At 52.8% G+C, this 21,324-nt stretch carries 16 protein-coding genes; 10 read left to right on the top strand and 6 right to left on the bottom strand.

Going from position 1 to position 21,324, the window contains the following annotated elements:
• Positions 1-16: 16 nt before the first annotated feature.
• From gyrB to dnaA, 4 genes are all read right to left on the bottom strand, one after another.
• The gene (gene gyrB, locus Y017_RS06360) at positions 17-2,434 is read right to left on the bottom strand and encodes a DNA topoisomerase (ATP-hydrolyzing) subunit B (RefSeq protein ID WP_011587302.1); all 2,418 of its coding nucleotides are present in this window, start codon (positions 2,432-2,434) and stop codon (positions 17-19) included.
• A gap of 9 nt (positions 2,435-2,443) precedes the next feature.
• A complete protein-coding gene (recF, locus tag Y017_RS06365) occupies positions 2,444-3,553 on the bottom strand; it encodes a DNA replication/repair protein RecF (protein ID WP_035459707.1) in 1,110 nt (369 codons plus the stop codon).
• A gap of 87 nt (positions 3,554-3,640) precedes the next feature.
• Positions 3,641-4,741 carry a DNA polymerase III subunit beta gene (gene dnaN / locus Y017_RS06370; protein WP_035459709.1) on the bottom strand — a complete coding sequence of 367 codons (1,101 nt, stop codon included), beginning with the start codon at positions 4,739-4,741 and terminating at the stop codon, positions 3,641-3,643.
• Positions 4,742-4,793: 52 nt separating this feature from the next.
• Positions 4,794-6,218: a chromosomal replication initiator protein DnaA gene (gene dnaA / locus Y017_RS06375; RefSeq protein ID WP_011587299.1), complete on the bottom strand. Its 1,425-nt coding sequence runs from the start codon at positions 6,216-6,218 to the stop codon at positions 4,794-4,796.
• Positions 6,219-6,727: 509 nt separating this feature from the next.
• Here dnaA and rpmH point away from each other — a divergent pair.
• The 4 genes from rpmH (at position 6,728) to mnmE (ending at position 10,539) form a co-directional block, all read left to right on the top strand.
• Positions 6,728-6,862: a 50S ribosomal protein L34 gene (gene rpmH, locus Y017_RS06380; protein WP_011590025.1), complete on the top strand. Its 135-nt coding sequence runs from the start codon at positions 6,728-6,730 to the stop codon at positions 6,860-6,862.
• A 38-nt stretch (positions 6,863-6,900) separates the two neighbouring features.
• Complete coding sequence (gene rnpA / locus Y017_RS15025; RefSeq protein ID WP_062810741.1) at positions 6,901-7,266, top strand: ribonuclease P protein component; 366 nt, start codon at positions 6,901-6,903, stop codon at positions 7,264-7,266.
• Between the two features lie 40 nt (positions 7,267-7,306).
• A complete protein-coding gene (gene yidC / locus Y017_RS06385) occupies positions 7,307-9,055 on the top strand; it encodes a membrane protein insertase YidC (protein WP_035459713.1) in 1,749 nt (582 codons plus the stop codon).
• A 113-nt stretch (positions 9,056-9,168) separates the two neighbouring features.
• The gene (mnmE, locus tag Y017_RS06390) at positions 9,169-10,539 is read left to right on the top strand and encodes a tRNA uridine-5-carboxymethylaminomethyl(34) synthesis GTPase MnmE (RefSeq protein WP_011590022.1); all 1,371 of its coding nucleotides are present in this window, start codon (positions 9,169-9,171) and stop codon (positions 10,537-10,539) included.
• Positions 10,540-10,689: 150 nt separating this feature from the next.
• Here the strand turns inward: mnmE and Y017_RS06395 are convergent, their stop codons facing one another.
• Entirely contained in the window at positions 10,690-11,256 is a 567-nt protein-coding gene (locus Y017_RS06395) for a carboxymuconolactone decarboxylase family protein (RefSeq protein ID WP_011590021.1), read from the bottom strand.
• 208 nt (positions 11,257-11,464) lie between these two features.
• Here Y017_RS06395 and Y017_RS06400 point away from each other — a divergent pair, with 208 nt between their 5' ends.
• The 6 genes from Y017_RS06400 (at position 11,465) to Y017_RS06425 (ending at position 20,752) form a co-directional block, all read left to right on the top strand.
• A complete protein-coding gene (locus tag Y017_RS06400) occupies positions 11,465-12,025 on the top strand; it encodes a TetR/AcrR family transcriptional regulator (RefSeq protein WP_101235005.1) in 561 nt (186 codons plus the stop codon).
• A 115-nt stretch (positions 12,026-12,140) separates the two neighbouring features.
• Positions 12,141-13,529: a lyase family protein gene (locus Y017_RS06405; RefSeq protein ID WP_035459716.1), complete on the top strand. Its 1,389-nt coding sequence runs from the start codon at positions 12,141-12,143 to the stop codon at positions 13,527-13,529.
• 227 nt (positions 13,530-13,756) lie between these two features.
• Positions 13,757-15,388, top strand: a complete 1,632-nt coding sequence (locus tag Y017_RS06410) for a fatty acid--CoA ligase (RefSeq protein WP_035459718.1) — start codon at positions 13,757-13,759, stop codon at positions 15,386-15,388.
• 307 nt (positions 15,389-15,695) lie between these two features.
• Positions 15,696-16,844: an efflux RND transporter periplasmic adaptor subunit gene (locus Y017_RS06415; protein WP_035459719.1), complete on the top strand. Its 1,149-nt coding sequence runs from the start codon at positions 15,696-15,698 to the stop codon at positions 16,842-16,844.
• Entirely contained in the window at positions 16,841-19,933 is a 3,093-nt protein-coding gene (locus Y017_RS06420; RefSeq protein ID WP_035459720.1) for an efflux RND transporter permease subunit, read from the top strand. Before Y017_RS06415 ends, Y017_RS06420 begins: the two co-directional genes overlap by 4 nt.
• Before the next feature lie 153 nt (positions 19,934-20,086).
• Entirely contained in the window at positions 20,087-20,752 is a 666-nt protein-coding gene (locus Y017_RS06425; RefSeq protein ID WP_011590015.1) for a M48 family metallopeptidase, read from the top strand.
• A 200-nt stretch (positions 20,753-20,952) separates the two neighbouring features.
• On the opposite strand, the gene Y017_RS06430 is transcribed toward Y017_RS06425, so the two are convergent.
• The gene (locus Y017_RS06430; RefSeq protein ID WP_011590014.1) at positions 20,953-21,156 is read right to left on the bottom strand and encodes a cold-shock protein; all 204 of its coding nucleotides are present in this window, start codon (positions 21,154-21,156) and stop codon (positions 20,953-20,955) included.
• Between the last annotated feature and the right edge of the window lie 168 nt (positions 21,157-21,324).

The raw sequence follows: 21,324 nt of genomic DNA on the forward strand, positions 1-21,324 counted from the left end.
CGCGTACAACGTCTCTTTACACATCCAAATTAGATACCTGAAGCGCGTTGGACTCGATGAACCGACGGCGCGGGTCTACATCATCACCCATCAGGCAGGTGAAAATCTGATCCGCTGCGATGGCATCTTCGATGGTCACCTGCAACATACGACGACTTTCCGGATCCATGGTGGTTTCCCATAGCTGGTCCGCGTTCATCTCACCCAGCCCTTTATAGCGCTGGAAACTGGTGCCACGACGAGCCTGGGCCATCAGCCAGTCTAGAGCTTCTGCGAAATGACGGATAGGCCGCTGTGACTCACCACGTTGAATATAGGCATCCTCAGCCAGCAAGCCTTCAAGGGTTTCCCCCAGCGCCTTGATTTTCTGGTAGTCCGGAGACTGCAAGAAATCCAGTGTCACCTTATATTCGCGGGGTACACCGTGAGCGAGCACTTGCACACGAGGAAGATACAGACCCCGCTCCTCGTCCCGCTGAGCAGTAATAGTGAAGGTCTGGGTCGCATCAGTAATCGCATCCACACGTTTACCCAAGGTCTCACACCATTGCATCATGGCAGCTTCGTCGTTCAATGAGCTTTCGCTGAGTGACGGCATATAAATCATCTGCTCCAGTACTTCTTCCGGGAATACCCGGGACTGGCGATCGACAATTTTCATTACACCACGGTATTCAGCAATCAGCTTGGCCAGCGGCTCACCACTGATCGGTGGTGCATCGTTGCCTGGATACAGGCCGGTTTTATCCAGTGCCAAGGTGGTTAAATACTCCTCCATGGCCGGATCATCTTTAAGGTAGGTCTCTTGCTTGCCTTTCTTCACCTTGTACAACGGCGGTTGAGCAATGTAGACGTAACCGCGCTCAATCAGCTCAGGGAGCTGACGGAAGAAGAAGGTGAGCAGCAGGGTACGAATGTGTGAGCCATCCACGTCCGCATCCGTCATGATGATGATACGGTGGTAACGCAGCTTTTCGATATTGTACTCATCTCGACCAATACCACAGCCCAGAGCCGTAATCAGGGTGCCCACTTCCTGAGAAGACAGCATCTTGTCGAAACGGGCTTTTTCCACGTTCAGAATTTTACCCTTGAGCGGCAAAATCGCCTGGTTCTTGCGGTCTCGACCCTGCTTGGCCGAACCACCCGCAGAATCACCCTCCACAATGTAGAGTTCAGACAACGCCGGATCTTTCTGCTGGCAATCAGCCAATTTTCCGGGCAGGCCAGCGATATCCAGCGCGCCTTTACGCCGAGTCATCTCACGGGCTTTACGAGCCGCGTCACGGGCGCGGGCCGCATCGATGATTTTTTGCACAATACTGCGTGCTTCACCTGGGTTTTCCAGCAAATAATCCTGGAAGAGATCACCCATAGTTTGCTCTACCGCGCTTTTCACCTCGGAGGACACCAGCTTATCTTTAGTCTGGCTGGAGAACTTGGGATCCGGCACTTTCACGGAAATCACCGCAGTCAGCCCTTCCCGAGCATCATCACCGGATGGACTAGCTTTTTCCTTCTTGAGGAACCCCTCCTTGTCCATGTAGCTGTTCAAGGTCCGGGTCAGCGCTGCCCGAAAGCCTGCCAGGTGAGTACCACCATCGCGCTGAGGAATATTATTGGTAAAGCAGAAGATATTTTCCTGATAGGAATCATTCCACTGCATGGCCACTTCTACCGCAATACCATCCTCTTCGCGCTCGTAATTGAAGTGGAATACCTGATTTAGCGGGGTTTTATTGGTATTCAGGTAGCTGACAAAGGCGCTTAAGCCACCTTCATACTCGAAAACATCCTCATCACCGCTACGCTCATCCATCAGATGAATACGCACACCAGAGTTCAGGAAACTCAGCTCACGCAGTCTCTTGGCAAGAATGTCGTAATGGAATTTGATATTGCTGAAGGTTTCCGGAGAAGGGCGGAAGTGCACCGCGGTGCCGCTGGAATCTGTCGTGCCCACTACTTCAAGTGGTTTTGCTGGCACCCCGTGATTATAAATCTGCTCGTGGACCTGGCCATTACGGCGAATAGTCAGTTTCAGCTCTTCTGACAAAGCATTCACCACCGATACGCCTACACCGTGAAGGCCACCGGACACCTTGTAGGTGTTATCGTCGAATTTACCACCAGCGTGCAGCACCGTCATGATCACTTCCGCTGCACTAACACCTTCTTCCTCGTGCATTTCGGTAGGAATGCCACGACCATTATCTTGAATAGACATGGACTCATCGGGATGGATAACCACTTTGATTTCAGAGCAAAACCCGGCGAGAGCTTCATCGATGGAGTTATCTACGACCTCAAACACCATGTGGTGCAGGCCTGTGCCATCATCCGTATCACCGATATACATGCCTGGACGTTTACGTACGGCATCCAATCCTTTCAGCACCTTAATGCTGGATGAATCGTATTTTTTCTCCGCCATGGTATTTCCTTATTTGCTCTCGGTGAGGGATCGCAGCTTTCCATGTTCCACGTGGAACATTTTGCTCTCGACCGACTGTAATGCGTCATTATCATTAACGATGGCAGCCCATTGGGGCATATCCAGCGCAGTAATCAATGTCTGGTGGCCCGTTGTGGCAAGATAGCCAAGCAATTGATTACGATGCTCTTCGTCCAATTCAGCCGCCAGATCATCCACCAACAAGGTGCAAACCTTACCTGACTGACTAATCATGGGCAGCTGAGCCAAGACCAGCCCATAAGCGACCAATTTCGCCTGCCCGCGAGATAAACGATCGCGGGCGACAACGCCGTGGCTCTCTATACGGATATCACTGCGGTGGAACCCAGCCTGGCTAAAACCGCGCCGCAAGTCATCAGACTGAAGACGCGACAATGCTTGGGCATAGGACTCACCCTTATGGAGCCCTGTTTGCAACCTAAGGCGTATTTTTAGCTCCGGTGCCAGTACCGTTAAGGCCTCATCAAGACCACGCTGCAGTGCATTCAGATAGCCTCTGCGCAACCCTTCAATTCTATCAGAAGTCTGCGACAGTTGCTGATTCCAAAAGCCCAGTTCGCGCAGGTTTGGATTGCCGGCTCGCAGCAGCGCGTTGCGCTGCTTTAGCGCGGCGGATCCCGCGCGCCACACTGGCATAAACTGATGTTCCACGTGGAACATTCCCCAGTCCATGAACCGACGACGCAGCTGAGATGCACCAAAAACCAACTCAACCGAAGTAGGGTGCAGCGCTAATACCGGCAACAGAACAGCCACTTCACTCAGCGCTTTGGGGGTCTGACCGTCCAACTTGATTGCATCAATCCCCCCAGGCGTACGGCGAATCCCGATACGGTGTACATCTTGAACACCAACCACTTCAGCGTACAAGGTGGCGGCCTCAGCACCATCACGCACTAACCGCGACAAACGACCACCACGAAAGGAACGACCGCCACTACCGATAAAATAAATCGCTTCCAGCAAACTGGTTTTGCCGCTGCCATTATCCCCAAGGATCACATTCAGGGACGAAGACAGATCCACTTCAGCGGTGCCGTAGTTACGGAAATTGCTTAACTGGAGACGGCTAAGCATAGGAAAGACAACAGCGGTCAAAAAAAGGGGAGGGGAAGAACATCAACGGGGCGACGATGGAGACCACCCCGGCAAGACAATACATACTCAGAGGCGCATCGGCATAACCACATACACGGCTGCCTTACTCTCAGGATCAAAAACCAGGGCACTGCTATTGCTATCACCCATCTCCAATTCCGCCTGCGTGCCACCCATAGTATTCAGCACGTCCAACAGATAGCTGACATTGAAACCAATCTCCAAGGGCGAGCCATTAAAATCTACGGACACTTCTTCTTCCGCTTCTTCCTGCTCTGGGTTGTTAGCCACAATCCGCAAACTACCCTCAGACAACTGCACCCGCACACCACGGTACTTTTCGTTAGAAAGGATCGCCACCCGAGCCAACGCTTGGCGCAGGGTCTCACGGTCAGCCACCACCTTACGGGATCCTTCCTTCGGGATTACTCGGTCATATTCCGGAAACTTACCATCAACTAACTTGGACGTGAAAGTGATCGCTCCGACCACGATACGCACATGATTACGACCAATAGTCAGGCGTGCAACTTCACCGCTATCCCCAAGGATTCTCGATAGTTCCATCACCCCTTTGCGCGGCAGAATAACCGACGCCTCTTCCACGGGTACATCCAGTTCTGCATCGCACAGGGCCAGGCGGTGGCCATCGGTAGCCACCGCACGCAAACGGCCAGACTTAAGTTCAAAAAGCATCCCGTTCAGGTAATAGCGCACATCCTGCTGAGCCATAGAAAACGCTGTTCGATCAATCAGACCACGCAACACATCCGGCTTAATCTCAAGGCTACTGCCAGCGGCATCTTCTTCCAGATTCGGGAATTCGGAGGCCGGCAGGGTGGACAGAGTAAAGCGGCTACGGCCAGAACGAACCAGCATGCGCTCACCATCCACCTCAAAACGGATATCCGCCTCCGCCGGCAAGCTCTTGGCAATGTCTACCAGCTTACGGGCCGGCACGGTGGTTTCGCCAGGCTCAAGCTCGCCCTCAAGCGGCAAACGGGCGACCAGCTCCAGTTCCAGGTCTGTCCCGGTCATAGATAGCTGGCCATCACCCACTTCCAATAACACATTGGACAGTACCGGCAAGGTCTGCCGCTTCTCCACCACTGCCGCAACCTGCTGTAGCGGCTTGAGCAGCTGTTCTCTATTGATTGAGAATTTCATCGCGCTTTCCCGTTCTGGTTATTGGGTCTTGCTCGCCACAGAGCCACCCCGATTAGGACGTCAATGTCCGTAACAGATTCAGATAATCTTCTTCAATTTCTGGATTGGATTCCCGCAACTCCAGTACTTTGCGACAGGCGTGCAGTACCGTAGTGTGATCCCGGCCACCAAAATTCTCACCAATTTCCGGCAAGCTGTGGCTGGTCAACTCTTTCGACAACGCCATAGCAACTTGCCGGGGCCGCGCCACGGAACGTGTGCGTCGTGGAGACAAAAGATCATTAATCTTAATTTTGTAGTATTCGGCTACGATGCGCTGAATATTATCAATACTGATCTGTCGCGCCTGCAGTGCAATCAAATCCTTCAGCGCTTCCTTGATCAGGCCGATATCAATCTGCGCACCGGTAAAGCGAACGTGAGCAATCACCCGACGCAATGCGCCTTCTAGCTCCCGCACGTTTGAACGAATCCGCTGGGCAATAAAGAAGGCCGCATCATTCGGCAGATCCACCTTGGCTTCTTCGGCTTTTTTCTTAAGAATCGCCACTCGCGTTTCCAATTCCGGCGGCTCCATCGGCTGAGACAACCCCCAACCAAAACGGCTCTTCAGACGCTCCTCTAGGCCATCCACCTCTTTAGGAAACTTGTCGCAGGTGAGAATGATCTGTTGCCCATTTTCCAGTAACGCATTGAAGGTGTGAAAAAACTCCTCCTGGGACTGCTCTTTTCCTGCAAAAAATTGAATATCATCAATCAGCAGAGCATCCACAGAACGATAAAACCGCTTAAACTCGTTAATGGTCTTGTTACGTAAGGCAGAAATCATATCTGCTACAAACCGTTCACTGTGCAGATAGACCACCTTGGCATTGGGGTTGCGTCGCAACAACTCATTGCCGACCGCATGCATCAGGTGAGTTTTACCCAGCCCCACACCACCATACAAAAGCAAAGGGTTATAGCCATGACTGGCCGGGTTTTCGGCTACCTGCTGCGCTGCCGCCGCTGCCATACGATTGGATTTACCCTCAACGAAGGTTGAGAAAGTAAAGCCTGTATTAAGGTTGCTGCGGTGCTTACGAGCTCCACCCAACGAAGTGGGTTGCGGTCGGCTATCAGACTCAGGCTGACGGGGCGCTGGAGCCGCGGCAGGCGTCGTTATCGGCCCATTACTAGAGGAGGAGGAGGAACCATTGAAGTACGATGCTGCAGGCGTGCTGGCACGGGTAGACCCTACCTCCAAACGCAATTGGGGAAGGGGGCCTGACTGCATCTCCCCTAGAACCTCGCTAATGCGATCTAGGTACTTGTCACGAACCCAATCCACCACAAACCGGTTAGGGGCAAACAATGTTAGCTCCGCACCATCTGCAGACGCAGCAACTTGAAGCGGCCGTATCCACATATTGAACTGCTGCGACGGCAACTCATCTTCCAGCCGCGTCAAACAGCGTTGCCAGAGCTCTTCAGACACGCACCCGCCTTGTGTTATCCAATGTATTACTCGCCATAAGGGCCCTTTACTAGGACACAAAGGCCAATCTAATCGAACATTCTACCCCTACAGACACCCACCTATCCACAGGATACAGGGCTTTTTTTTAACAACGCCCCCCTGTGGATAACTAGGCTTACAACCCTGTTAGCGAAGCACAGTGCAACCCGGTGGATAACTACACGAACAACTTATATCCACATTTAATGACAACTCATCCACACACGACCCCCATAGCTCTAACGGGTTAATACGCAAGTTATAAAAACCGCAACATATTGATTAATATAAATATATAGCACTTACACACAGAAAAAGCCGAAGCCTATAATTACCACTACAATCAATAAATACTTAAATATATAAAATCTATTAACAGCCATTTCTTTTCTTCCAAAGAGCAGGAAAAAAAGCACGTTGACACAGCCCCATTGGTTCCCTAGACTTGCCGCCCTTCTAATCGCTGTCTAATCCATGGGGAAGACGCCATGAAACGCACATTCCAGCCAAGCGTACTTAAGCGCAAACGTGCTCACGGTTTTCGTGCTCGTATGGCCACAAAAAATGGCCGTAAAATCTTGGCCGCTCGTCGTGCCAAGGGCCGTAAACGGTTGGCTGCATAAGCCAACCGTTTCACCTTGCTTTCCTGGCTGAGGTAACAGTGCCAATCTCACAGGCCTTTACCCGCCAACATCGCCTGCTTACTGGGCCCCAATATCAAACCGTCTTTGACCAACCCGAGTGGAAGGTTGGTTTAGGTGGCTATTTGCTATTGGTAACCCGAAATTCCCAACCGCATCCTAGACTAGGTTTGGTAATAGGCCGAAAACGCGTCAAACGCGCCGTAGATCGTGCGAGAATCAAACGACGAGTACGCGAACAGTTCCGCTGCCGACAGCAGGAATTGGCCGGTTTGGACATTATTCTTCTGGTTCGTGGTCGGATTGAAAACCCGAATCCAGACCAAGTGACCCTCGATATTACTCGGCTATTTGACAAGCTGCTTGCTAAGTGCCGGCAAGCTTGAGAAACTGCGGCCCGTTTTTCATGCCACAGATAAGCCTCCTATGGAAATCCAGCGCGCCTTAGTTATTACCGGCATTGCCGTTGTTTCATACCTGATGATTCAGGCTTGGCAGCGAGATTACGCAAACCCTGCAAGCCCTGTCCCTGTTGAACAGGTGGCAGAACAGGGAAACTCTTCATCCTCAGATAGTGCGGATTTGCCTTCGGTACAGTCGCAAACCGACAACAGCATTCCTTCGGCTCAGTCCGACAATGATCTGCCATCGGTTTCACCCGCAGATATTGCCCAACCCACACCCTCTTCTCAGCGTATTGAAGTCAATACGGATGTTCTTCGTGTGGAAATCAATCCTGTGGGGGGCGATATCGTTCGCCTGGCATTGCCCGATTATCCCAAGCATGTAGATACCCCTGATCAACCTTTTGTGTTGATGGATCAGAATAGCAATGGCACTTATGTGGCTCAGAGCGGGCTAGTAGGCAAGAATGGCACCGACTCCAGCAAAGGCCGCCCGCACTGGAATAGCGCCCAGCAAAGCTATCGACTTGCTGAAGGGGATAACGAACTTAACGTTGACCTGACACTTACTCAGGACAGCGGCGCAGAAATCATCAAACGTTATACTTTCGAGAAAGGCAGCTATCTGATTCGTGTTAGCCACATCGTGCGCAATAACGGCAGCACCCCTTGGACCGGCGCCTTGTACGGACAGATCAAGCGCGATGGGCGTGATGACCCGGGTCTCTCCAAAGCGGGGTTTGCCCCCATGCCTACCTACCTTGGAGCTGCGTACTGGAGTGCTGACAAGCCGTATAACAAGCTCACGTTTGACGACATGAGCGAAGACGACGTCAAGCTAGACCAGACCGTGGAAGGCGGCTGGCTGGCCATGGTGCAGCATTACTTTGTATCTGCCTGGATACCTGACGCCAAACAAAAGAACCATTACTCCAGCGTTTACCTGAAGTCTCGCGATCAGTACCTGCTGCGGTTTGTGTCGCCTAATACCACCATACAGCCGGGTGAAGAATCGGTGTTGTACTCCGAGTTCTATGCTGGGCCCAAGCAGCAAGATAACCTGGAAGCCATCAGTCCTGGGCTGAACATGACTGTGGACTATGGCTGGTTGTGGTTTATCTCCCAGCCTATCTTTGCCTTGTTGGTGTTCTTGCAAAGCGGAGAAGTGTCCGTATTCGGTATGGATATCGATATCGGTGGCGGTGTGGGTAACTGGGGTGTGGCGATCATCTTGTTGACCTTAATCATCAAGGCTATCTTCTTTAAGCTCAGCGCCACCAGCTATCGCTCCATGGCCAAAATGCGCAAGGTTGCGCCGGAAATGCAGCGCATCAAGGAGCAGAATAAGAACGATAAACAAAAGCAGCAGATGGAAACCATGAATCTGTTCAAGCGGGAAAAGATCAACCCGCTGGGCGGCTGTTTGCCAATGCTTGTGCAAATGCCCGTGTTTATCGCCCTATATTATGTGCTGCTGGAATCGGTGGAGCTGCGTCAGGCGCCGTTCTTCTTGTGGATTAATGACCTGTCTGTGATGGATCCGTACTTCGTACTGCCAATCCTGATGGGCGCCTCCATGTTCTTGCAGACCCGCCTAAACCCGACGCCGGCAGACCCGACTCAAGCGCAGGTGATGAAGTGGATGCCAATGATTTTTGCGGTGTTCATGCTCTGGTTCCCGGCTGGGTTGGTACTGTATTGGCTAACCAACAACATCTTGTCTATTGCTCAGCAGTGGATTATTACCCGTAATATTGAGAATAGTGCCTGACGCACGTCGTAGGACGTTGGCTGCAGAAAAGAGTAAAGCCGGTCTCACGACCGGCTTTACTCTTTTCTGGCCACGTCTAGCATCAAACGTCGAGTGCTTTCTATAATCAGCCTATGCTCACTTCGTCTCCAGATACCATTGTTGCCATTGCTACTGCTCCCGGGCGGGGCGGTGTCGGTGTGGTACGCCTTTCCGGCCCGCAGGCGCTAAGCATAGCGTCATCCATTGTTGGTGAGCGGTTACTTTCCCCACGGTTGGCGCATTTTTGTCGCTTTCGCAATCAGGATGGTGACGTTCTGGATGAAGGTTTGGTGATCAGCTTTCCCGCCCCTCACTCTTTTACCGGGGAAGATGTGGTCGAGTTGCAGGGGCACGGTGGCCCGGTAATTTTAGACATGTTGGTGGCCACATGTATTGAGGCGGGGGCTCGGCAGGCCCGTGCCGGTGAATTTTCCCAGCGGGCTTTCCTTAACGACAAGATGGATCTAACCCAGGCGGAAGCTATCGCCGATTTGATTGATGCGGGCACGGCTGCCTCCGCGAGGGCGGCGCTACATTCTTTACAAGGGGTTTTTTCTGCTGAAGTAAATCAACTGGTGGAAGCACTGATTGGCCTGCGCATCTATGTGGAGGCAGCCATCGATTTCCCGGAAGAAGAAATTGACTTCCTGTCTGATGGTAAGGTCGCTAGTGATCTTAGGGCGGTACGCAAGCAGTGCTTGCGGGTGCTCGGTGAAGCCAATCAAGGACGGTTGGTACGCGAAGGTATGACCTTGGTGATTGCTGGTAAACCGAACGCGGGAAAATCATCATTGATGAATGCTCTGGCCGGTTTTGATGCGGCTATCGTCACTGATATTGCCGGCACCACTCGGGATGTACTGCGTGAGTCCATTCAGTTGGATGGTATGCCCTTGAACCTGATTGATACCGCTGGGCTACGCGACAGTGCCGATGTGGTGGAACAGGAGGGTATCCGCCGCGCTTACGCTGAAATGCGTAAGGCTGATCGTTTGTTGGTCATGGTGGATTCCCGTGATCCGCTAGACGATATTCACAATCTCCACGATCTGTTGCCGCAAAGCCAACAGCAATTGGAAAATTTGGACTTACCGGTAACCGTAGTGCTCAATAAAGCCGATTTGTCAGGATTATCAACGGGTCCGCGTGCTGATGGGGCTTTTGTGATTTCCGCGGCCAATGGCGAGGGCTTGGATGCGTTGCGCGGCCATTTGAAGCAGGTTGCGGGTTATCAGGGGGAAGGCCAAAGCCGTTTTTCTGCCCGTCGTCGCCATATTACCGCTCTTGAGAAAGCGCTGATGGCATTGGAAAGTGGTGAGCAACAACTGCATGGTCAGGCTGCTGGAGAATTGTTAGCTGAAGACCTTCGTGCTGCTCAGAAGGCACTAGAAGAGATCACCGGAGTATTTACGGCGGATGATCTTTTAGGTCGTATTTTTTCATCATTTTGTATCGGTAAATAATCAAGCAACGTTACCCGCTAACCATAGCGACGCTTTTTCTTGGGAGTAACTATGGGCTTGTTAGGCTTATTGCCATGAGAGGGACGCGAGTAGCGAGGGGAAATCTTTACCTGCCCCACGGTCAAGGGTGAAGCAGGTAAAGGCGTTGCATTAAGATGATGGCGTACTATCGGCATGCCATTCAAATTTTTTGAACGGCTTATCAACTGGAGTGTTGGCCAGGTGGTTAGTGTAATTGCTCATCACCTTCTGAGACACGCCGAGAATGATTTCCAGGATATGCCGTTTTTCATAGCCTGCGTCCAAGAAAGCCTGCACCGTTTTTTCATCCACCTCACCGCGATCACGGACCACCGATAAAGTGAAATCGCGCAAGGCTTCGAGTTTGTCGGTGGGCAACGGTGTTTTGTCGCGCAATGCATTGGTAATGCTATCGTCAACGTCCATGGATTTGGCAATGCCGGTATGGGCTGGGACGCAGTAATGGCAGGCGTGTTCTACATTGATAGTTTGCCATACCACCGTCACTTCTTCGTCAGTAAAGCTCGTTTCTAGAAAAAGAGCGTGCAGTTTCTGATACCCCTCTAACAATCCTGGCGCTTCCGCCATTACCGCATGCAGATTGGGAATCATACCAAAGCTTTTTTGCGATTCTTTCAGTAAGGTCAAGCTAGCTTCGGGGGCTGTTTCATCGGTGTGAAGAGTGAAATCGGTCATAATTGCTCCTTTGTATCGGTTAATTGAGCGGTTTTATATTTGAGCAACCACTCAATAACGGTGCCACCCTAACATAGTGATCATGACCTGCAATAGTATTTTGAGTGATCACTCAGCTATTGTTAGACTCTTTTATTATCTGTGTGAAGGGGGAGCATCTATGCCCAGAGTAGTGGCGTATGATCGACAAGATTGCCTGGAAAAGGCCATGACTCTGTTCTGGCAGAAAGGGTTTCATGGCACCACGCTCAAAGATATTGAGCACACGCTGAATATGCGCCCGGGTAGTATTTATGCCGCTTTTGGCAATAAAGAGTCGCTCTACAGCCAGGCGTTGGATCTGTATGCCGGAACTATAGGCAGAGGTTTTCTCGAAAAATTGAAAGAAAAGGGCACTCCTCTTGAGGGCTTGGCAGATTATGTACATGAACTAGGTAATCTGCGCGACATAAACCCGCCTTCTCGGGCATGTATGCTAGTAAAAGGTTTATTGGAAACCGGAGATGAAACGCCTGCACTGCAGAGAAAAATTGAAACGCGGTTGGCCGATATGGAACGTATTTTTCGGCAAGCTTTTACTGAGGCACATGAAGCAGGGCAAATTCGAGATCCGGATCTTTCTGCTCATCAGCCGGATCGTTTAGCACGAAGACTGCAGTGTGAAGTGATGGGGTTACGTGCATTTGCCCAACGATCCGGTGATCAGGAAGAGTTGAAGTTGTTAGCCGAGGATATTGCGCAGAGCCTGCTTTCCATGCAGGCGGAATAAGCTTTCAGCGGGTTGCCGAAACGGTATATGTGTTGATTGCACTTCTAATGAATCTGGCTTGTTGCCGTGCCATCATAAGACCGAACGAGTTTTTAATGTTGGCAGGAGGCAGACCATGTCCACGGATCACTCTGATACTCGCATCGAAACGGACTCCTTGGGAGAGATAGCGGTTCCAAGTAGAGCTCGCTGGGGGGCACAGACACAGCGGGCGGTGGATAACTTTCCTATTAGCGGCCGCACGCTTCCGCCACGGTTTATTCAGGCGGTGGTGCACATTAAGCGTTGTGCGGCTGAAGCAAACCGGGAGCTGGGAGAATTGCCTTCCAATAAAGCAGTGGCCATTGTTGGGGCCTGTAATGACTTGTTGGCGGGTCACCATGGCGATCAGTTTCCTGTTGATATCTTTCAAACGGGTTCCGGCACTAGCACCAATATGAACGTTAATGAGGTGATTGCTCATCTGTGCGAAGAAGCGGGGGCTTCGATTCATCCCAATGATGATGTGAATTTGGGACAGAGCAGTAACGACACTATTCCCACCGCCATCCATGTGTCTGCGGCGTTAGCCGTGACCGAACACCTGATTCCTGCGCTGGAGCAGCTGATCGTCGAGCTGGGACTGCGCGCTCGGGAGCATCGGGAGACGGTGAAAACCGGGCGCACCCACCTTATGGATGCTATGCCAGTGACGGTCGAGCAGGAACTGCAAACCTGGGCGATGCAGTTGCAGGATGCTTGCGGGCGTGTGGCCGGTGCGCGCGACGCCTTGTTGGCCGTACCCCAAGGGGGGACGGCCGTGGGGAGTGGCATCAACGCGCATCCAGCGTTAGGTGAGACCTTTGCCAGCAAGCTAGCAGATGAAACTGGCCTGGCATTTCGGGCCTTACCGCACCCCTTTGTAGCGCAGAGCGCGCTGGATGGTCCGTTGGCATTATCGGCAGCGCTGCGTGGTATTGCTGTGGTGTTGATGAAGATCAGTAACGATTTGCGCTGGATGAATTCCGGGCCTACTCATGGGCTTGGTGAGATTCAATTACCGGCTACTCAGCCGGGTTCGTCGATTATGCCTGGCAAAGTGAACCCGGTTATTTGTGAGTCTGCCACTATGGTGGCAACTCAGGTTATGGGTTTGGATCAGGCCAATGCTATTGCCGCCCAGAGCGGCAATTTCCAGCTCAATGTGATGTTACCGCTGGTGGCCAGTAACTTGTTGGATATGACAGAGTGGTTAGGCAATAGCTGCACTAATCTGGCTGAGCGAGCGATTAAAGGGATGACTTTCAATGAAGCTCGATTGGCTGAAGGGGTGGGTAAGAACCCTATTTTAGTCACGGCCCTGAACCCTGTGATTGGTTATGAAAAAGCAGCGAAAATTGCTAAAGAAGCGTTTGCTAGCGGCAGGCCGGTACTGGAGGTAGCCGAAGAACAGTCTGGTCTATCTAGGCAGAAATTAGAGCAGCTGCTGGATCCAAAGGACCTGACGCATCCTTTAAAAGGATGATTGCGTTTATCCCTGGGTACATTACTACTTGCAGAACATAATCATTGGAAGTGATTCCTTGAAGTGAGCGTTCGGCGGGGTGTCTACCTGGGTGGGATTTGGTAACCTAGCGGCCTGGCGGCGGATGGCCCAAGTTCGGATTTATGGCAGTACTGAGCGTCAGTCATACTAACGGGTAGGGGGGTCCTTCCCGTGAACGGCAGAATAACAAGGGAACGGAGCAAGTTATGAGTAGTCAAGTGAACATCACTCGCAGCGACTCTGCGGTGGAGTCATCCTTAGTCATCAACCATATTCTCGCAGCCGGAGTACTCAAGTCCCCGGATCAGACCATTACTTATGGTGATCGCACTTTAACCTATCGTGAATTAAATGAGCGAATACACCGTTTGGCGGGTGTGTTGGCAGCCCAAGGCGTCAAGCCCGGCGATACGGTGGCGGTGATGGAGTGGGATACTAACCGTTATCTAGAAGCATTTTTTGCCATCCCGATGATGGGTGCCGTGCTGCATACAGTGAATGTACGCCTAAGCCCGGAGCAGATTCTTTACACCATCAACCACGCCGAAGATGATGCGATCCTGGTTAACAGTGAATTTCTGTCGACCCTGGAAGAGATTAAAGACCGTATCGAAACGGTGAAAACCTACATCCTACTCGACGACAGTGGGGTGAAAGGGAGTGACAGCCTGCCGTTAGCGGGTGAATACGAAGAGCTGCTGGCCAAGGCGCCGGCTCAGTACGATTTCCCTGAGCTGGACGAAAACACCCGCGCCACCACTTTTTACACTACCGGCACCACGGGTCTGCCCAAGGGAGTGTATTTCTCCCACCGTCAGCTGGTGCTGCATACTTTTGCTGCTCGCAATACTATTGCCGGTGTCGGGCAAGGGCGCTTCAATGAAAATGACGTCTATATGCCGATCACGCCCATGTTCCATGTGCATGCATGGGGCATTCCGTACATGGCGACCTTGATGGGTGTAAAGCAGGTCTATCCGGGTCGCTATGAGCCGGCCACTTTGCTCCGGCTGCTGGCTACCCACAAAGTCACTTTTTCACACTGTGTGCCCACGATCATCCAAATGTTATTGCAGTCGGAAGCGGCCGAGAGCGTCGATCTGAGCGGCTGGAAAGTCATTATTGGTGGTTCCGCCTTGCCCAAGGCGATGGCCACGAAAGCGCTTAAACGCGGCATCGATATCTACACCGGTTACGGTATGAGCGAAACTTGCCCGCTGTTGACCCTGGCTCTGTTGACCCCGGAACTGGAAAAGGCGGACCTGGAGACCCAGGTGGATTACCGCACCCGCACAGGCCGCCCGGTAGCCATGGTGCAGTTGCGTATTGTCGATGGAGAAATGAATGACGTGCCCCACGATGGTGAGAGCCAGGGTGAAGTGGTCGTGCGCGCCCCGTGGCTGACTCAGGGTTACCTGAAAGATCCGGCAAAATCTGAAGAGTTGTGGCACGGTGGTTGGTTGCATACCGGTGACGTAGCGGTGATGTCCGATGACGGTTGGTTGAAAATCGTCGACCGTATCAAGGATGTGATCAAGACGGGCGGTGAATGGGTGTCTTCCATCGACCTAGAAAGCCTAGTACTACAGCATCCCGGCGCAGGCGAGTGCGCGGTGGTTGGCGTGCCCGATGAAAAATGGGGCGAGCGCCCGGTGGCGCTGGTGGTAAAAAATGGTGAAGTCGATGAAGACAGCATCAAGGCACTGGTTGCTGATTATGCCGAGAAGGGTGTGATCAGCCGTTACGGGATTCCCGATCGAGTGATCTTCGTTGATGAGTTACCAAGAACATCCGTAGGTAAACTCGACAAGAAAAAGATGCGTGCCGAAATGGTTTAGCTAGACGCAATAGGCCAAGCGCTAAGATACAAAGCCCGCCATTTTGGTGGGCTTTTCTTTTTTATCGTAAAGCGTCGTTTTCTATGGATGGATGCATGGTCGTATTTAGCTCCTTCGTAGGGAACATCTTGAAAATCGTGCTTTCTTTGCCTCGTGTGGGTGCAGATTGTCCCCCAGCCTGAAAGACGCAGCATGCAAGGGGTTTTCAGCGGTCCTTTAAGGCGTGCTACACATTGCTTGCATAATTTAACGCTACACTGATGTGCTTCAATCAGTCTAGGTTTGAATGAAAATAATGGAGAGTGGCATGGCGCGGATTATCGCGGGGCTGGTGCTGTTAGTACTGGTGGGGGTTGCTGTGTGGTGGTTTTGGCCCACGGAACAGGCGCCCATGGGCTCGCGCCCGCCGACGGCGGTGAACTTAGCGCCGAGTATCGAGTGTCCTCTCTATGACCGGGTAGAAGCTGTGGGCACCGCTCGTGCTGCTCAGGCCGTTGTGCTGTTGGCAGAAGTACCAGGGCGGGTAGCGGAAATCCACTTCCAGCAGGGTCAGCAAGTCACGCGCGGGCAATTGCTGGTGACCTTGGATGACCGCAACGCCCGCGCTGAACTCGCTCGCGCTGAAGCGGAGCACCAGCGTGCCAAGGACGACTACCGTCGTGGCCAGCAATTGGTGGATCGGCGCGCCATTTCCCAGTCCGAGGTAGATACGTTCCGCACTACTTTGGAAGCCGCTCAAGCCAGCCGGGATGTCGCCCGCGCCAATTTCAGTGACCATACCATCCGCGCCCCATTTGCCGGCGTGTTGGGTCTTCGACAGGTGGACCCTGGCGCTTATCTGCAGACCGGTGATCCGATCACGACGCTGGATAATGTGGGGCATTTGGAAGTGGATTTCCAGATACCAGAACGCTACTTGGCTAAGTTGGCTGTTGGTTTGCCGGTGCAGATCCGCAATTCAGCGTTTGAAAATCAGACCTTTGAAGGGAGCATTACCCATCTGGATTCGCGAGTGAACAGTAGCAGCCGTAGCCTCACTGTGCGTGCGCGATTGAATAATCCTCAGGGCCAGTTATTGCCTGGGCAGTTTTTGCGAGTGTCTGTGCAATTAGCGCAACGCGATGCCTTGCTGGTGCCGGAGCAGGCAGTTATCACCCAGGGCGCGCAGAGCTATGTGTTCACCGTGAGCAAGGATAACCGGGCGCGGCGTCATCCGGTTACCTTGGGCGGGCGCCGTGATGGCTGGGTGGAAGTCACCAGTGGCCTAACGGATAAACCGGACGTAGTCGTCAATGGCCACTCCCGGCTCGGCAGCGGTCAGCCGGTAAAGGTGATTGATGATCCGGAGGCATTGCTGCCCGGCCAGCGGGTGTTGCTGAACTCGGAGCCAGCAGACGATGCTCCCTTTGGGGAGCCGCAACCGAATGATTCGGCTGTTAATGAGGCGGCGGCATGATCCTGTCGGATGTTTCTATTAAACGACCGGTCTTTGCCACCGTTATCAGCCTGCTGATCGTGGTGTTTGGCGTTAGCGCCTTGCTAAAATTGCCAATCCGGGAATATCCGGATATCGACCCGCCGGAAGTGTCGGTCAGTGTGGATTACGCTGGTGCCGCGCCGGAAGTCATCGATACCCAGATTATTCAGGTTATTGAAGGCGCGATTTCCGGAGTGGAAGGGGTGCGTAAGATTGAGTCGCGTAGTCGGCTGGGTTCCGCCCGCACAACGGTAGAATTTACCCTTGAGCGGGATGTGGATATCGCCGCCAATGACGTGCGTGATGCGGTGTCTCGGGTGCTAAACCGTTTACCTGAAGAAGCTGAATCCCCGGTTATCGCCAAGGCCGATGCAGATGCTCGGCCCATTATCTGGGTTACGTTGACCAGCAGTAGCCTAGCTCCCCAGGAACTCACGGACTTTGCTGAACGATCATTGGTGGACCGCTTTGCGATGCTCGATGGTGTGTCGGAAGTGATTATCGGCGGTGAGCGCCGTTATGCCATGCGGGTGTGGCTGGATCGCCAGAGTATGGCGGCCAATCAGGTTACCGTCACCGATATCGAGCAGGCTCTGCGTAACAATAATGTGGAGCTGCCGGCGGGTAAGCTGGAATCGGAATCCCGGGCTTTTACCATTCGCGCAGATAATCGTCTGGCCACGGTGCAGGCTTTTGAAAACCTGGTGGTTAGCCGTCAGGGGGATTATTTGTTGCGCTTAGGGGATGTGGCGCGGGTGGCGCTGGGCGTGGAAAACGATGATTCGGTGCTCCGTGCTAATGGCCAAACGGCTATTGGGCTAGGTGTGGTGCGTCAGTCTAAAGCCAACACGGTAGCAGTATCAGACCGGGTGCGCGAAGAAATTGTGGCCGTGCGTGACAACCTGCCGGCGGATATCCAGCTAGACATCAATTCTGATGAGTCCTTGTTTATTCGGGCCTCTATTCGTGAAGTGCTGATTACCCTGGGCATTTCCGTGGTACTGGTGATAGCGGTGATTTTTGCCTTCCTGGGTAACCTGCGGGCTACCTTGATTCCGGCGGTGACTATTCCAGTGTCTGTGATTGGTGCCTTTATCGGGTTCGGGGTGATGGATTTTTCCATCAACGTACTGACTTTGCTGGCGTTGATACTGGCCATTGGCCTGGTGGTGGACGATGCCATTGTGATGCTGGAAAACATTCAGCGTCGTATCGACGAAGGTGAGTCACGGCTGGTGGCAGCGTATCTCGGTGCCCGTCAGGTTGCGTTTGCTGTGGTGGCCACGACGCTGACATTAGTAGCGGTGTTTGTGCCCATCTCCTTTATGGGAGGCGATGTGGGCCGGCTGTTTAGTGAGTTTGGTTTTACACTGGCCTCGGCGGTGATTATTTCCAGCATCGTGGCGCTGAGCTTGGCTCCGATGTTGTGTTCACGCTGGCTGCACCGCCACAGTCATAAAGAAAGGCAGGGCCAGAGCAACGTTCTTCAACGCGGGCTTACCCGGTTAAACCAAGCCTACGCCAATGCTCTGCAACGAACGTTGAAAAGCCCTTGGCCGTTGGCGCTAGGGTGTGTGCTGCTGTGTTTGGTGGCAGCGTTATTATTTCGGCAGCTCCCCCAAGCGCTGGCGCCTACGGAAGATCGCGGCGTGTTTATTATTCCTGCTACCTCACCGCAGGGCTCCACCGTGGAATACGGTGCGCACCATACTCGGGCACTGGAAAAAATTCTGATCCCTCTGGTGGAAAAGGGGGAGGCAGAGCGGGTGCTGGCAATTATCGGTTTTCGTGGTGTGCCGGAGCGGGCGTTTACCATTGTGCGGCTAAAAGATTGGCAAGAGCGTGAACGCACTCAGCAGGAAATTGTTAGCGAGTTACGCGGCCAACTGTCCCAAGTCACCGGCTTGCGTGCCTTTGCCGTCAATCCGCCGGGGTTGGGGCAAAGTGCCTTCGACCAGGCTTTGGAAGTGGTGGTGGCCGGGCCGGACTATGAGCAGGTGCTGGCTTGGAGCGAGACTCTGATGGCGGCCCTGCGCGAAAACCCCAACTTGATCAGCATCGATACTGATTTTGAGCAGACCCAGCCGCAGCTGGATGTGAATTTGAATCGTGAACGGGCGGCAGATTTGGGGATCACAGCCACCGATGTGGGCACTACCCTGCAGGCCATGTTTGCCACCCTCACCGTATCCACCTATGTGGACCGGGGGAGGGAATACGATGTGCTACTGGAAGCGGAAAAGAGCGCCAGTGAAGTTCCCGAGGACGTGCTGCCGATCTATCTGCGCAGTGACAATGGTGGGTTGGTACCATTCTCCAGTGTGGTAAATCTGACGACCACTGGTGATGCACCAGAGCTGCGCAGGGTGGACCGGTTACCGGCTATCACTTTGTCTGCCAATCTGGCCGATGGCTATGACCTCGCCACCGCCATGCGCTATGTGGAAGCGAAAGCGAAGGAGCGGTTACCGCTGCAAGCGCGTATTGGCTACAAGGGTATGGCCGAGGAACTGAAGGAATCGGCGTCAGCGATTTTGGTGACTTTTGCATTGGCGTTGGTGATCGTGTTTTTAGTGCTGGCCGCCCAGTTTGAAAGTTGGATTCATCCGTTAATTATCATGCTCACGGTGCCACTGGCGTTAGCAGGTGCGGTAATTGCGATCAGTATTACCGGTGACAGCCTGAACATTTACAGTCAGATTGGCATGATCATGTTACTCGGGCTGATGGCGAAAAATGGCATCCTAATTGTGGAATTCGCCAACCAGCTTCGTGATCAGGGGCGCAGCGTTAAAGACGCTATCTACGAAGGTGCTATCGTGCGTTTTCGGCCAGTATTGATGACAGGGGTCTCCACTATCTTCGGTGCTGTGCCGTTGGTGCTGGCCACCGGCGCTGGTGCGGAAAGTCGTTTTACCATCGGCGTAGTGATACTCGGGGGGTTATTGTTTGCCACCGTGCTGACCTTGTTCATTATCCCGGTGCTGTATCAATGGCTGGCACCCTATGCCACACCGGCGGATGCGGTCAGCCAACAACTGGATCAGGAAATGCGCAAAAGCCGTTGAAAGTGCAAAATTAAAACACGGATGATATTTTGCCAGTCGAGAATGTTATTACCTGTGTGTCCCCCACAACGATTTCGCAGCCACGGCGAGCCAGAAAAAAATCTGCGCTCGCGGCATTTTCTTTAACGGTTAACTTTTTAGCCTGCCTTTGTAATGACTGATTACGAACTGATCCGCAGCAAGCGCCGCAGCCTGGAGCTTCGTGTTCTGGAAGATGGGCGTGTTCAAGTGCGCGCGCCTCAACAGACACCTCTACGGATGGTGCAGGCTTTTGTGGCAAGCCGTAGTCAATGGATTGCCGCGCAGCAAGAACGGCAAGCACAGCGGCCCCGACAGCGTTGGCACGACGGTGCTGCGTTTGTCCTGCGGGGGAAAACTCTCAGCCTGGATGTGAGCGAAGGGGCTACCCGGGTTTTCGTCAGTGGCGGCTATCTCACCGTACGAGTGAGCGATTCGGATCAGGAAAGCAGTGTGAAAACGGCGGTGCAAAACTGGTTACGCAAACAGGCGCGAGCGGCTTTCGAAGACAGTATTGAGCGCCAGTTCGACTGGTTTGCTGCTGAAGGATTCTCACGCCCGGTATTACGGGTGAAAAGCATGCGTACCCGTTGGGGGTCTCTGTCTGCCCGCGGCTACATAAATCTTAACTTGGCGCTGCTGCACTATCCTCCCAAGGCGCTGGATTATGTGGTCATGCATGAACTTTGCCATCTCATACACATGAACCACGGCCCCGGTTTTCACGCCCTGATGGACGCCCGTATGCCCGACTGGCGTCAGCGAAAAAATCTCCTAGACCAACCATGTTATCAGCCCTGAGCGCTGAGTTAATCGTGCAGAGTGTAAAGTTCAAACGCGGGAGGGTTGGTGATGGTGTGCCGGTGATGAATCAGAGTACGCGGGCATGGTCTTTCAACACGCGAGCACTTGTTGCGCGTTTTTAAACGTTACACTTTCAACGTTTCACCAGACATAAAAAAAAACCCGCCGAAGCGGGTTTTTTCTACTAACGTGGTTGCTTATTCAGCAACAACGTTAGCAGCCTGTGGACCTTTTGGGCCCTGCTGGATCTCGAAGGAAACCTTCTGACCCTCAGCCAGGGTTTTGAAGCCTGAGCCGGTAATTGCACTGAAATGAACGAACACGTCCGCACCACCATCGTCCTGGGAAATGAAGCCAAAACCCTTGGACTCGTTAAACCACTTCACAGTACCTGTAGCCATGTGAATATATACCTCAAAAACTATTACTTAGGGTGTTGCTTGCAAACCATGTTGAGCGGTGTTCGGAGACAACTTCAGCTTCACGCAGGGAAGACAACTACCAAAACAATCCACGGCCATAATTCGCAGCCACTTCTGACTCTACTCCCCTTTTTTTGATTGCACCAC

Source organism: Alcanivorax sp. 97CO-5, from assembly GCF_000524665.1.
GTDB lineage: Bacteria > Pseudomonadota > Gammaproteobacteria > Pseudomonadales > Alcanivoracaceae > Alcanivorax > Alcanivorax borkumensis.

Bases quoted from the DNA above. Each gene is read 5' to 3' on its own strand.
- gyrB (WP_011587302.1), bottom strand. From the start codon at position 2,434: ATGGCGGAGAAAAAATACGATTCATCCAGCATTAAGGTGCTGAAAGGA.
- recF (WP_035459707.1), bottom strand. From the start codon at position 3,553: ATGCTTAGCCGTCTCCAGTTAAGCAATTTCCGTAACTACGGCACCGCT.
- dnaN (WP_035459709.1), bottom strand. From the start codon at position 4,741: ATGAAATTCTCAATCAATAGAGAACAGCTGCTCAAGCCGCTACAGCAG.
- rpmH (WP_011590025.1), top strand. From the start codon at position 6,728: ATGAAACGCACATTCCAGCCAAGCGTACTTAAGCGCAAACGTGCTCAC.
- yidC (WP_035459713.1), top strand. From the start codon at position 7,307: ATGGAAATCCAGCGCGCCTTAGTTATTACCGGCATTGCCGTTGTTTCA.
- mnmE (WP_011590022.1), top strand. From the start codon at position 9,169: ATGCTCACTTCGTCTCCAGATACCATTGTTGCCATTGCTACTGCTCCC.
- Y017_RS06395 (WP_011590021.1), bottom strand. From the start codon at position 11,256: ATGACCGATTTCACTCTTCACACCGATGAAACAGCCCCCGAAGCTAGC.
- Y017_RS06400 (WP_101235005.1), top strand. From the start codon at position 11,465: ATGACTCTGTTCTGGCAGAAAGGGTTTCATGGCACCACGCTCAAAGAT.
- Y017_RS06405 (WP_035459716.1), top strand. From the start codon at position 12,141: ATGTCCACGGATCACTCTGATACTCGCATCGAAACGGACTCCTTGGGA.
- Y017_RS06410 (WP_035459718.1), top strand. From the start codon at position 13,757: ATGAGTAGTCAAGTGAACATCACTCGCAGCGACTCTGCGGTGGAGTCA.
- Y017_RS06415 (WP_035459719.1), top strand. From the start codon at position 15,696: ATGGCGCGGATTATCGCGGGGCTGGTGCTGTTAGTACTGGTGGGGGTT.
- Y017_RS06420 (WP_035459720.1), top strand. From the start codon at position 16,841: ATGATCCTGTCGGATGTTTCTATTAAACGACCGGTCTTTGCCACCGTT.
- Y017_RS06425 (WP_011590015.1), top strand. From the start codon at position 20,087: ATGACTGATTACGAACTGATCCGCAGCAAGCGCCGCAGCCTGGAGCTT.
- Y017_RS06430 (WP_011590014.1), bottom strand. From the start codon at position 21,156: ATGGCTACAGGTACTGTGAAGTGGTTTAACGAGTCCAAGGGTTTTGGC.